Below are 12,911 nucleotides of genomic sequence, written 5' to 3'. Positions count from 1 at the left end.
CAACAATATAATCCAAATCTTGTAAAACCAATTTAGCTTTATAATGCCACACACATTAGAAAGTCCAGATGGAACTTTCTAGCAAATTTGATGCAAAAGCAATAGAATCTCAAGTCAAAGAATACATCAATTCATTTGATTTGGAAAAACAAATCTTTGCATCAGATAAACCAGAAAAAATCCGATTTATCGAGGGCCCTCCAACTATGAATGGAATTCCTCATGCAGGACATCTAAGAGGAAGAGTCATCAAAGATTTGTGGTATAGATTCAATACACTTCAAGGAAAGAAAATTGAGTTCAATGGAGGATGGGACACTCAAGGGCTACCAGTGGAACTTCAGGTTGAAAAAGAGTTAGGAGTAACAGGGGGCAAGACTGAGGCAATAAAGCAATTTGGTATTGAGAGAATTGTTTCAGAGTGCAAAAAAGTTGTAGAGAAATACAACAAGGTTTGGGTTAAAGTTGATGATATGCTTGGCATGTCATTTAATCATGAAAAAGCATATTGGACTTTTAGAGACGAGTTTATTGAAAGAGAATGGCAAATTCTAAAAAAAGCATATGAGAATGGAATTTTAGAAGAAGACTTTACTGTAATTGCTTATTGCCCAAGTTGCCAAACATCACTTAGTCATGCTGAAGTCAATCAAGGATATGAGGAAGTCAAAGACCCATCGCTATACTATAAAGTAAAACTAGTTGATGAAGATGCATTTTTGATTGTATGGACTACAATGCCTTTTACACTAGTTACTGATGCAATGGTGGGTTTTCAACCAGAGGAAGATTATGTTTATGTTAAAGTTGAAAATGAAACTTGGGTGGTAGGAAAAACAAGACTAGAAGAATTCATGGAAGAAGTAAAGATTGAAGATTATAAAACTGAAAAAACAGTAAAGGGTTCATCATTTGAAGGAAAAAAATACATTCATCCATTATTGGATTCAATTCCAGAACTAAAAGAGCATTCTAAAGCAGAGAACTTTCATGTGGGAGTGTCTGAATCATTTGTCGATGCAAGTACAGGAAGTGGATTGGTTCATCTGTCTCCTGCAAACGGTGAGGAAGATATCAAAATTGCAAACAAAAGAAATGTAAAAATTTTCAGTCCAATTGATGATGAGGTAAAATTCACAACTCTTGCAGGTAAATATCAAGGAATGTTTGTAAGAGATGCTGACAGAATAATTGTCGAGGATCTAAAAGAGTGCAATGCACTAGTAAAAATTGGAAAGATAAAGCACAAGTATCCTCTTTGCTGGAGGTCACACCATCCAATTGTATGGCTTGCAAGAAGAGGCTGGTTTTACAAATTAGACAGGCTAGAAAACAAAGCAATTGATGCTGCAGAGAGTGTAGAATACTTTTTTGAGCAGCCAAAAAATAGATTCCTTGGAATCATCAAAGAGAGACATCCTTGGTGTATATCACGAGAGAGGATCTGGGGATGTCCATTACCTGTTTGGAATTGCCAAGATTGTAATGAGAAAAATTGGTTCTTCTCAAGAAAAGAGATCACAGAAGCTGCAGTAAATCTTCCAGATGGTCCAGACTTTGAATTGCACAGACCTTGGATTGATAATATTTCTGTAAAATGCAAAAAATGCGGAAGTTCAAAGACAAACAGAGAAGAATATGTTTTAGATACATGGCACAACAGTGGTTCTGCTCCATATTCTTCACTTAGTGATGAAGAATATACAAAAGAAATCCCAGCACCGTTTTTTACAGAAGGAATTGATCAAACCAGAGGATGGGCGTACACACTATTAATTGAAAATGTTATTCTTAACAATGCGCCAACTCCTCCATTCAAGGCATTCTTGTTTCAAGGACACGTGCTTGATGAAAAAGGAGGCAAGATGAGCAAAAGCAAAGGAAATGTAATGGAAGGCGAAGAACTACTGCAAAAATATCCAGCAGATTTAGTGAGATTCTATTTTATGTGGAAGGCAAGCCCAATTGAGCCTCTAAGCTTTAGTACTGATGAGTTAATGTCAAGACCATATCAGGTGATCAACACCCTGTTTAATTTGCATCTTTATTTTAAGCAAAATAGCCAATATGATAATTTTGATCAAACAAAGACAATCGAGTGGGCAAAGCAAAACAATTTGCTTACATCTCCAGATATCTGGCTCTTATCAAAACTACAAAAACTTGTTTTAAAGATCACAGAAAAAAATGATACTTGTAAATTCCACGAAGGTGCAAAATCAATTGATGATTTTATAATTAACAATCTCAGCCAAATCTACATTCCAATTACTAGAGGGGAATTGTGGGATGAAGATGAAGAAAAGAAAAACAGGAGATTGGCAATCTATGCTGTACTAAGCGAAGTTCTCAAAAAACTAGATATACTAATTCATCCACTATGTCCTTTCACTAGTGAGTATCTTTATCAGACAGTCTTTGAAGGAGAGCAAAGTATTCTGCTTGACAAATGGCCCCAATACCAAGAATCACTAGTCAATGAAGAGATTGAAGAGGCATTTGATATTATGAAAGATGTAGTTTCAGTATCATCAGCAGCTAGAATGAAAGGGAAGCTAAAGAGAAGATGGCCACTTAATGAGGCATTGATTTGTGTAAAAAAAGATCAAAAAAATAAACTCGAATCATTATCTGATTTATTGCAATCACAACTCAATGTAGAAAAATTCAACATAGTTGAGACACAAAAGGATACAGGATTAGAACAAATTTTAGAATTAAGAGAATTGGGATTGCCGGTAATTCCTTCAATTCAATTAGAGAGAAAGAAAATTGGACCAAAGGCAAAACAACATATGGGAAAATTAGTTTCGACATTTTCAGAGACTAACCAAGAAGAAATCATATCATCATTACAAGAAAAAGGAAAGTTTGATTTTGAAATTAATGGAGACACCATAACACTAGATAATGAAGATTTCATAATTGACTTTGATGCTGCTGAAAACTTTGCTGTATCAAGTAGAGACAACTATACTGTGTTTATCTCAACGTCTAGAAACAAAGAGATGATGGCAAAGGGATTGATAAAAGATGTTGCAAGAAGACTACAGACTTTAAGAAAAGAGAGAGGATACAATCCTACAGATGTTTTAAGGATTGCATCAATTTTGGATTTAGATGAGGAATCACTGGATATGATTAAAGAAAAGGCAGAAGAGTTAGCATTTCTTGTCAGAGTAAAAGAGGTCAACTTTGAGCAATCCTGTAAGCAATACAAAGATGACGATATTGATGGTCAAAAAATCAGAATTTCTGTAGAGTAAATTGAAATTTAATGTAATATTTTTATTGGAATCAGATTTGATAGGATCAAATGTCCGAATCAAAAGCCCCAAATGTTGTTGGAATAAACGTTCTAAAACAAAACGGCCTTGATGTTGATGAGCTGGTAAAAGAGTTAATCAAAAATGCTGCAGTTGAATTTACTGCATACTATTACTTTACCAATCTCAGAGCACATTGTACAGGCATGGAAGGAGAAGGACTCAAAGGAATTATCGAGGATGCAAGACTAGAAGATCTTAGTCACTTTGAATCATGTCTTGAGAGAATCTACCAATTAGGAGGTTCGCTTCCAAATGACGCAACAGAATTTATCAAAATTTCTGGTTGTGAATTCCTACAACTTCCAGCAAATCCAACAGATCATAAAGCAATTCTAGAGAAATGTCTCAAAGCAGAACAGGGTGCAATAGTCAACTGGAATAAAATATGCCAGATGACCCACGGCAAAGATCCTGCTACATATGATATTGCAAAAGACATCTTAGCTGAAGAGATCGAACATGAGTCATGGTTCCTAGAGTTAATCTATGGAAGACCATCAGGACACATGAGACGAAAATATTCAGGTGAGAGACCACACACAAGAAAACACTCTAGAGCACTTGATATGGCATAAGTGCCAAATCATTTTCTTTCTTTTAGTAATAATTAATGTGATTTGAATAACGACACGTTGTGAATATGAGCTGTTTTATCACGGTTATATAGAAAAATGACATTATAATATTGTGGTAAAGCAAATCAGCCTTGATGCTTGGCAGATTCAGCAGTTATCAGATCTGTTAGAAAAAGGCTCAAACATTGTTGCAAAAACAAACAAACCAATTGTCTTGTACAGACAAACCTTAGAAGAAGAAGACGAATCCTATGAGGAAATTGTTTGTACTCTAACAAAAGGATATGTCATTGAACAGATGGTTACATCAGGAGGAGTTTTGGTTCCAAGTTTTCATCAGCAATTTGTTTTTACTATTCAAGAGTACCCTCAGGAATTATTGAGAAAAAGTAAAGATCGCTTTTTGGAGATGATTGATTTTCTTGAAGAGCAGCTAAAATAACATCATAGTTAATAAAGACCGTAAAATTCACAAATTTTGCATGCGTTTACTAGAATTTCAAGCAAAGGAATTATTCAGAGAATATGGAATTAATCTACTTGATAGTAAGGCATCAACTGATATTGAACAAGGCCGCAAGCACGCAAAAGAGTTAGGATATCCATTTGTAATTAAAATCCAAGTCCCAGTTGGAGGACGTGGGAAGGCAGGTGGAATCCAGGTTTGCAAAAACGATGATGAGTTTGAATTAAAGTATCCACAAGTAATGGATTTGACAATTAAAGGAGAAAAGGCAAGAGCCATACTTCTTGAAAAGATGGCAGACATCAAAAAAGAATTGTATCTGTCATTATTTTTGAATCGCTCAAAGAGATGTTACACAATTATTGCATCAGCTGAAGGAGGAGTTGAAATTGAATCAGTTAAAAACCAAATCATCAAAGAGGTAGGATTAGGAGATGTCTCAGATGGACTTGCAAAAGAAGTTGCAAAAGAGATGGGTCTTACTGGAAAAACTGCAGACCAATTTGTCGACACACTCAAAAAATTATCAAAATTAACAATTGAAAAAGAAGCAGAGCTTGCAGAGATTAATCCACTGGCCATTATGCAAGATGATTCAATCATGGCCCTTGATGGTAAATTTGTAACAGATGATAATAGTAATTTCAGACATGATGAGCTGCAAAAATATCAAGAAAAGACAGAGATAGAAGAGAGAGCAGAAAAAAGTGGTTTCTCACTTGTGGAGCTTGATGGAGATATTGCAGTAGTAGGTAATGGTGCAGGACTTGTAATGTCTACACTTGATATGTTATCAGATAATGGCGGAAAGGCAGCATGTTTTCTTGATGTTGGTGGCGGTGCAACAACAGAATCAGTTTATGAAGCATTAACATTGATCAGTAAAATAAAAAGAGTAAAAGGAATTCTTGTAAATCTCTACGGAGGAATTGTAAAGACCACAGTAGTAGCTGAAGCATTTCTTAAAGCATACGAAGATAATCTAATTGACTTGCCAGTGTTCTCTAGACTAAAAGGAACAGAATCAGATAAAGCAAAAGAAATGCTTCAAGGTTCTAGAACAAAAATTTATGATTCAGTTGAAGAGGCAATTAATGCTGCAGTAATGGGAGTAAAGAAATGACGGACATTTTTGGATTGCTCAAAGGAAAGCAGGAAGATTCTGATTATAAAAATAAAGGAGTCATCGTTCAAGGGATCACAGGATCATATGGATCACTTCATGCGAAAAACATGGTGGAATATGGAACAAATGTTGTTGCAGGAGTTACCCCTGGAAAAGGCGGACAGACATGGAATGACAGTGTACCAATTTACAATACAATGAAAGAGGCAGTAGAGGCAACGGGTGCAAAAATATCCATTGTCTTTGTTCCTGCAAAATTCTTCTTATCTGCTGGAAAAGAGGCATTAGAGGCAGGAATCAAACTACTAGTTGCAATTCCAGAACATGTTCCAATTAGAGACACCATGGAATTACTTGACATTGCAAACAAAAATGACGCTGTGATAATTGGACCAAACACACCAGGAATTATGATTCCAGAATTGATAAAAATTGGTATCATGCCAGCAATGCCTTTCAAAGCAGGAAACATTGCTGTACTATCAAAGAGTGGAACTTTACTTTATGAAATTTCAGATGCACTAACTAATTCAGGATTTGGTCAATGTATAACAATAGGAATTGGGGGCGACCCAATTAATGGAACTAGACTAATTGATGCATTTGATATGGTAAAAGACATTCCAGATTTAGAAGGATTGGTAATTGTTGGAGAAATTGGAGGAGACTCTGAAGAGATGCTAGCTCAGAAAATTATTGATTCAGGATTCAAGAAACCAACTGTGGCATACATTGCAGGACGTGCAGCACCTAAAGAGAAGAGAATGGGACATGCAGGAGCAATTGTAATGGGAACATATGGTTCTGCAGAATCTAAAGTCTCAATGTTTAACAAAGCCAACATTCCAGTGGCAAAAAGACCTGCAGAAGTTCCAGTATTACTAGCAGGAAAAATGGAAAAATCCGCTTAGAATAAAAGGGAGAGAAATAGGTGAAAATTAAATGCCAATCACAGACCCAGAAAAGAAACGAATTGCACAACAAGCACGTCTTGTAATGAGAATTTGCTTTAACTGTGGTTGCAGAAATGATGTTGGTGCTAAAAGATGCAGAAAATGTAGAAACCCATATCTGAGATTAAAGAACAGAAACCTCGGCGTCAAGAAATAGAACTAGTAATTTAACAATCTTTGTCTATAAGATACAATTGCAGATCTTAGCTCAGTTTTGTATTTAGATACAAATGATTTTGCAGCATCAGAATTATCTAATTCTTCTAAAGGTATCTGAATATCATCAGGTAGTTGATCATTCATTTGATATAGAACTTTGGCAGCTTCAACATACTGTCCCAAATTCTCTGCATACTCTAATGCCAATTGCATTCTATCAATTAGGGCATCAAATTCTTGTAAGGACATATCAGTTTATTCTAAAATCAGTAGAAAAGCTCAAGGTAATATCAGTATCACAAAATAGCAAAGACAAAAAAACTCGTCATTTTGTAGAAACTTTGGACCGGTCGTCTAGTTTGGTTTGGATGACGCACTCACACTGCGTAAGGGAGCAATCCCCGCAAAGGTCGTGGGTTCAAATCCCATCCGGTCCATTTTCAGTTTTGCAAATTCAGGAAATGTCTATAAGTAAAAAAATGTAAAGTGCAGCATGACAGAAATTATTAACAATGTAGATTTAACCAAAATTTCCCAAACTGCACAAAAAGGAAGAGAGGATAAAGAGTCTCTAAGAAAGCCAGTAAAGCTTGAAGGAGAATGGATATTAGATCAAAGTCATGGATTTCAATTCAAAACAGAACTTGGATATGAAAAAGGAAAGCAAATTATCGAGGTTGATTCACCATCATTTCTAGGAGGTCAGGGAAACAGACTAGGCCCAATGGCATATTGTGTTGCAGGAATAACATCATGTTTTATTGGAACATTTGTTGGAATTGCTGCACAACAGAAAATCAAACTAACCAAACTAAAAGTAAAAACACAATGTCAGATAAATTTTGCAAAAACATTGGATGTTTCAGATGAACCAATTACAGAAGGAATTAATTTTCAGGTAGAGGCAGAAAGCGAGAATGCTGACAAGGAAAGGCTTCAAGAAGTATTAGCAATGGCTGAAGAACGATGCCCCGCAATGTATAGTATGTCACACAAAATCAATGTAGATGCCAAGATAGTTTAGAATTTTGAATCAATAAAAAGAATTCATTTTTTAAAAAATCATTCAGTTACCATTACTTTCATTTCCAATGAAGGGCTTATTGCCATCGGATTAGTTAGACTGCTCCAGACAAAAATACTCACATCATACTCACCAGGTTTTTCTGGCAACCAGGATGCAGAAGGAGAAAACGCTTGACCTTGAACAATGTTACCTGAAATCCATGACAATAATTGAACTACACCATCTGTATCCTGAATCTGTACAAAATAGACAAATGGCTGGTTAGCAACTTTACTGTTGAAAATATCAGCAGTTACTTGAATTTGCTTTCCAACATTGACTTTAGTTACAGAGCTACCTAGAGGATCAACTAGTCTAAGATTTTCTGCAGGGGCTCGCTCCAGTGGAGGATGTACTAGACCAATCATTGTACTTGCAGAGATTTTCAACTCATCGGCTCTTGTATATGGAGCTGGAAGGGTATTGTCTTCATATCTTGCCGTAACAATATCTCCTTCAGTTACTCTGAGTTTAGAGCCAGATGATTGATCCTTTGAGGTAAATGTAACGTATCCTTCAAAAACACCAGTTGCTTTGCCAGTTTCTACAACAGTAAGATCAACTCCTCCTAGATCAGAGTCAGACCAAACATCTATTGTGAAAGTATCTACTGTTTCAGGATTTAGATTCATGTCAGGATCAATTACACGAATAATGCCAATACCATTCTCTGAATTTTGAGATTCACTCCATTGAATATCACCAATATTCCATTTTATCAAAGCAGAAGACGTAATTGTGTCTCGTTCAGAGTATCTAAATGAAACAGTTATTCCGTCATCATTTTTGGTTTCAATAAATCCATTTGTCGGTCCACCCTTTTTGGCAGGAGTGGTTCTAGGTGAAGTATCGTATCCATCAATATCACCACTTGAAGGATTTCCATCAGCATCATGTTTGAAGCCAGTAAGAATTACAGAACCAGTAAAGATTCCAGTATCAAATCCAGTCTCAACTAGTTTGTACTGTGAGAGTTTTTGTCCACGTGTAGATATTTTTATCTCATTTGCATCAGTGGTTCCAATTTCATCAATTTTGAATTTATCAAAGTTATGATCAGGGGCTACAATTGTAATGTAGACTTTGTCAGTCCAAGAATAGATCTTTTTATCCAAGTTAATCTGGGAACGCAAGTTTGATGTTTGGAATTGTAGTTTTACATCTTGATCTTCTGAGCCAACAAAGTCTGCTCCTGGTGGACCCCAATCAGTATATTCAAGAGTAATTTTTTCACCTCTAGACATTGGTTTTCCATTTATCTCAGAGGGGATTTCAATTACAGTTTGGAAGATTCCTGTGTTAAGGCCTGTCTCTCTTAATCCAAAAGGTTCGGGATCAAAGATTTTACCATTATTAGTAACTGCTCCACCTAATGCACCCATAGTAGTCTTGGCATCACTTGATGACCACTTTAAAATATCTAAAGAGTATGTCTCAGCTTTTGAAGAATCAAAATCAAGGTCAGGATCAATTAATGTCAAAATAGCATCTCGTCCAATAATGTAAGATTGCTGATCTGATTGCAAAGTACCCATTCTAAGATCAAACTTTGCAGAAGCAGTTACAGTTCTTTGTGAGCCAGAACCATCAGCCAAATCAGTATACTCTATTGTAATAATGTCACCTTGCAAAATACAGTAACTTCCAGTTGCAGGTGCTGCATTAAATCGTGCTAGCACTCCGGTCTTTGTTTTATCCAAAGGAGTGTATTTTGAATCAGGAGTCAACGGACATTTTGCAGATGAAGGACCATCAGTGTATCTAATAGGCAAATCAAACTGGAAAACACCAGAGCTTGGAGAGATTTCCTGAATAGGTCCAAGCTCTCTTGTTATACCGGATTGAGTGTTCTTGCCAATTGTAATGACTCCTGTTTTTGCTTGCTCACCACCAGCAGTAGCTAAAACAACAGTTGAAGTTCCGCGTGTCACCATAACTTTAACTAGACCATTTGAAGTTCCTGGAAGATTTTGTGAAATTACATCCTCCCCATTTGGAGATAAATTATAATCAGCATCATGAATTCTTACATGAAGCAGAGTGTTCTTTGGTCCAATTTCCTCTCCTTTATCAATTGCATTTTTGTCACCATTTTTTGTAATGGCAGTTAAATGAAATGGGAATATAGAAAGATCATTTGGACTAGTGGATGTTGTTTTTCCAGAATCAAAAAAGTCAGAGACTGAGCCAAATGGAACAGGATATACGGTTCTATCTAGTTTTACAAATCCACTTGTAGCGCCAACTGAAGAGACAGACTTTGTGATGGAGGCTTGACTTGATTGACCTCTAAAATCATAGTACCTTGCACCGATATCAACTCCACTAACTGATTTTACTGACCCACCACTGTTTCTGGAGCAGTATTCAGAAGGGATTTTGAAATTTCCTTGGAATTCTCCTGTTTTGGTTCCTGTCTCTACTAGTGTGAACCCAGTAGAGTACAGTCCATCAAGTCCAGTAATTGGAGAGCATTGTTTACCATTTGATGAGATAGTAGATTTTAGCCATCTTTCACCATCAAATGTAATCTCCATTAACCTACCAAAGGGTTGATTATCTTTAGTTAATCCAAGATTAGCCATTCCAACAGTATCAGCTGCAGGATCACTTGGATACATGGTAGGATTCACAACTGTGAAAATATCAACTAGGTCTGAATCAGTGTTAAGGTCTTTATCAAAAACTGTTACAGTTACAACATCTCCAGGTTTGTATGATTTTGCTGAAAGGGCAATAGTTCCAGGATGGGAAAGAACATCCTGTTGATCAGATATTCCAGTAAGAACACCATCAGAGCCTAAATCATTGTAGCTCAAACGTGGTGCATTGTTTCCTTTAAGCTCATCAATAATTATGAACACAGGTTCATCATCAATTGTAATAATTTTTTCATATGTTTTCTCATCAAATATGTTTAGTTGGTTTAATGCAATGTATTCTAAACTTCCTCTAAATTTTCCAGCGTCTTTTTTGATTTCTTCCATTTCAAGGCGAACTATTTGGTTTGCAATCCTATCTGCTTTTTCTAGACCATCATCAATCAAACCATAAGAGAAAAAGTCAGCAACTATTGGTCTGGTTTGTGTTCCAATATTTTGAATATTTGAGAAAGCAAACATCAATCCGATTGGTTCATTGCCGCTAAAACTTTGTGAAAATAAATTAGAATGCAGAGTTTGAGGATTTGCAATCTGTTTGGTTGAATTGAGATTTATAAGATTTTGTAGCCTAGTATCAGATGCTATTTTAATTGCAGTCAAATTATTTGCAGGATTTCCTAAAGAGTCAAGTATTGTAGAGGAAGATGTTCCAACTAGCAAGTAAATATCCACGTTACTAATGGTATCATTAAGTGAGCGAATATCATAGTTGAACATGTTAATTCCTTTGAAATTTTTAGAAGCATCAAATGGGTTGTTAATTGAATTATGTAGTTCTTTTAGAGGAGTTTTCAAATCAATCACAAGTGCATTTGCATTGGTAGACACAATTGGATCAATTCTTGCTCTGTCGCTGAACTTTTCTACAACAGTATTTGTGAATGTTCCAAGTACGGGAGAAGTCAGAGTGAATTTATCATCATTAGGAACTAGTGTGAATCCAGAAAGAAATGAGGACAGAATCTTCGTTGCACCTTCAACGCCACTCTCACCTAGAGTATATGGATCACCAGTACTCAAAGCAGGAATTGCCTTATAGGCAGGATTAAACAAATCTAGAACCTCCTTTCTCAAATTATTTTTGTTGGCATCTGAATCAGTCAAAATAACAGGCATCTCTTCCCCAGAGTTCCACTCAGTTCCTTTCAGTTTTTCATCAAGAATCAGTGTTGCTTTTCCAAATCCAATAACTAGTGATACTGATTTTTTGTTATACTCTATAGTAGCAGATGTACCCCTTAGTGCATTCTGAGTGGTAATCAGAACAGAATCATTGTTAAAATCATATGTAGTAAAGACACTGCTGTTAGGAGATGTTTCAGTAATTGTTATTGGTTGTTTTCCAGATGTAATTGTGCCAGCTGAGGTTGCAATCAAAGATATGTCAATCTCACCATCACCATTTGTTGCAGAATTTTCATTGTCCTTAATTGTCAGAACATTTGTTTGTCCTTGTGAACTGGGATTTATCTTAAGAATACCATTATTTTTGAACATTAGTGAGTTCAAACTAGGTACTAAATTGACAGCACCAGCAGTACCATCAGAATCTAGTTTTCCAGATTCTTCATATAGCAAATAATAGACAGATGGATCTGAAATTGTTGTTCCAAAGGACCAAGAATCCTCATCTGTAGGATCTATGTTAAGTGAGAGATCAGTAATTGTGAGATTGACATCAGATGATCTTGGATATGAAGTTCTGTCAAGTTCATGTTTGACTAGTTGATCAGCATTATCAAAAGTCAGTGTTGCTTGTTGTGGACCACCTCCTTTGTTGTATTGAATAACAACATTTCCACCTTTTGTGAAATCATATAGTTGAATAAATGGCCATAAGTCTGCTGATGCCAAACCAATTTGACCAAGACCAACACTGCCACTACCAGGATTGATAGTTTTTGCTTGTCTTACAACGTTAATGTTATTTTTTGTATGAGGGGTTGAAAAAGTACAATCATTTGAAATTTCATTTGGTGGGTTTACGCCATTTTGACCTCCAATTCCTGTACCACTTAGGGGTATGGCAATTCCTTGAGTTTGACTAACTGACACACCAAGAACAGAAGTAGAACTAGTACAGAGAGTTCCAAAGTCAAGTCCTTTTCCCGTCAGACCAACTGTACTGTCTGCAATTTGAGCTTGTTTTCTGTCAGCAAAATACGCATACCAATTTCCATCAGTTGCCTGAACCATTCTAAGAGATTTTCCATTAATAGTTACATTGGGCTCTCCCTTTCCTTGTCCAGTATCAGAAAGAGTTTGATCACGAATTACAACTTCTATTACCTGAGGACCTGAGAATCTATTGTTTGTCGAAGGATTGCTTGCAGAAACATAAAGATTTGTAGTCTGAGCATCCACATTTAAAAAATCACTTAGAGATACACTTCCAGTAAAAATTAAAACAGATAATATCACTGTGGTGAAGATTTGGTTTTTCATTATTGTGGAATTTGATTGGCAAACATAGTTAGTAAGCATTTCTCATAAATTATGACGGTCATAGTTTTCATAAATTTTAAATATAAAAAAGATATATCTAATTGGCGAACTTTTTGTGGTATGCCTTTA

Annotated in this window: 9 protein-coding genes and 1 tRNA gene; 8 read left to right on the top strand and 2 right to left on the bottom strand. The window is 36.0% G+C overall.

Annotated elements, in window-relative coordinates; all coding sequences use genetic code 11:
- The first annotated feature begins 68 nt into the window (after positions 1 to 68).
- The 6 genes from ileS to ACX119_RS03405 all read left to right on the top strand — a co-directional run bounded on the left by ileS (position 69) and on the right by ACX119_RS03405 (position 6,606).
- Complete coding sequence (gene ileS, locus ACX119_RS03430) at positions 69 to 3,266, top strand: isoleucine--tRNA ligase (RefSeq protein ID WP_459351736.1); 3,198 nt, start codon at positions 69 to 71, stop codon at positions 3,264 to 3,266.
- Between the two features lie 50 nt (positions 3,267 to 3,316).
- Entirely contained in the window at positions 3,317 to 3,904 is a 588-nt protein-coding gene (gene dps, locus ACX119_RS03425; RefSeq protein ID WP_459351735.1) for a DNA protection during starvation protein, read from the top strand.
- Positions 3,905 to 4,016: 112 nt separating this feature from the next.
- Positions 4,017 to 4,346: a hypothetical protein gene (locus tag ACX119_RS03420; RefSeq protein ID WP_459351734.1), complete on the top strand. Its 330-nt coding sequence runs from the start codon at positions 4,017 to 4,019 to the stop codon at positions 4,344 to 4,346.
- A 40-nt stretch (positions 4,347 to 4,386) separates the two neighbouring features.
- Positions 4,387 to 5,493: a succinate--CoA ligase subunit beta gene (locus ACX119_RS03415; protein ID WP_459351733.1), complete on the top strand. Its 1,107-nt coding sequence runs from the start codon at positions 4,387 to 4,389 to the stop codon at positions 5,491 to 5,493.
- A complete protein-coding gene (locus ACX119_RS03410) occupies positions 5,490 to 6,407 on the top strand; it encodes a succinate--CoA ligase subunit alpha (RefSeq protein WP_459351732.1) in 918 nt (305 codons plus the stop codon). The genes ACX119_RS03415 and ACX119_RS03410 overlap by 4 nt, the downstream gene beginning before the upstream one ends.
- Positions 6,408 to 6,438: 31 nt before the next feature.
- On the top strand, positions 6,439 to 6,606 hold the full coding sequence (locus ACX119_RS03405; RefSeq protein WP_459351731.1) for a 50S ribosomal protein L40e: 168 nt from the start codon (positions 6,439 to 6,441) through the stop codon (positions 6,604 to 6,606).
- 2 nt (positions 6,607 to 6,608) lie between these two features.
- Here the strand turns inward: ACX119_RS03405 and ACX119_RS03400 are convergent, their stop codons facing one another.
- The gene (locus ACX119_RS03400; protein WP_459351730.1) at positions 6,609 to 6,857 is read right to left on the bottom strand and encodes a hypothetical protein; all 249 of its coding nucleotides are present in this window, start codon (positions 6,855 to 6,857) and stop codon (positions 6,609 to 6,611) included.
- 94 nt (positions 6,858 to 6,951) lie between these two features.
- Between ACX119_RS03400 and ACX119_RS03395 the strand changes: the two genes are divergently transcribed.
- Together ACX119_RS03395 and ACX119_RS03390 are read left to right on the top strand one after the other, a co-directional pair.
- Positions 6,952 to 7,045: transfer RNA gene (locus tag ACX119_RS03395), tRNA-Val, on the top strand.
- Positions 7,046 to 7,101: 56 nt separating this feature from the next.
- Entirely contained in the window at positions 7,102 to 7,632 is a 531-nt protein-coding gene (locus ACX119_RS03390; RefSeq protein WP_459351729.1) for an OsmC family protein, read from the top strand.
- A 38-nt stretch (positions 7,633 to 7,670) separates the two neighbouring features.
- Here the strand turns inward: ACX119_RS03390 and ACX119_RS03385 are convergent, their stop codons facing one another.
- Positions 7,671 to 12,821 carry a hypothetical protein gene (locus tag ACX119_RS03385; RefSeq protein WP_459351728.1) on the bottom strand — a complete coding sequence of 1,717 codons (5,151 nt, stop codon included), beginning with the start codon at positions 12,819 to 12,821 and terminating at the stop codon, positions 7,671 to 7,673.
- Positions 12,822 to 12,911 lie beyond the last annotated feature (90 nt).

It is taken from the genome of Nitrosopumilus sp. S4 (assembly GCF_054515835.1).
The sequence above is the reverse complement of the archived record's forward strand: the minus strand, read 5'-3'. Positions and strand labels throughout refer to the sequence as shown.

Coding starts and splice junctions, on each gene's coding strand:
- ileS (WP_459351736.1), top strand. CDS start 69: ATGGAACTTTCTAGCAAATTTGATGCAAAAGCAATAGAATCTCAAGTC.
- dps (WP_459351735.1), top strand. CDS start 3,317: ATGTCCGAATCAAAAGCCCCAAATGTTGTTGGAATAAACGTTCTAAAA.
- ACX119_RS03415 (WP_459351733.1), top strand. CDS start 4,387: ATGCGTTTACTAGAATTTCAAGCAAAGGAATTATTCAGAGAATATGGA.
- ACX119_RS03410 (WP_459351732.1), top strand. CDS start 5,490: ATGACGGACATTTTTGGATTGCTCAAAGGAAAGCAGGAAGATTCTGAT.
- ACX119_RS03405 (WP_459351731.1), top strand. CDS start 6,439: ATGCCAATCACAGACCCAGAAAAGAAACGAATTGCACAACAAGCACGT.
- ACX119_RS03400 (WP_459351730.1), bottom strand. CDS start 6,857: ATGTCCTTACAAGAATTTGATGCCCTAATTGATAGAATGCAATTGGCA.
- ACX119_RS03390 (WP_459351729.1), top strand. CDS start 7,102: ATGACAGAAATTATTAACAATGTAGATTTAACCAAAATTTCCCAAACT.
- ACX119_RS03385 (WP_459351728.1), bottom strand. CDS start 12,821: ATGCTTACTAACTATGTTTGCCAATCAAATTCCACAATAATGAAAAAC.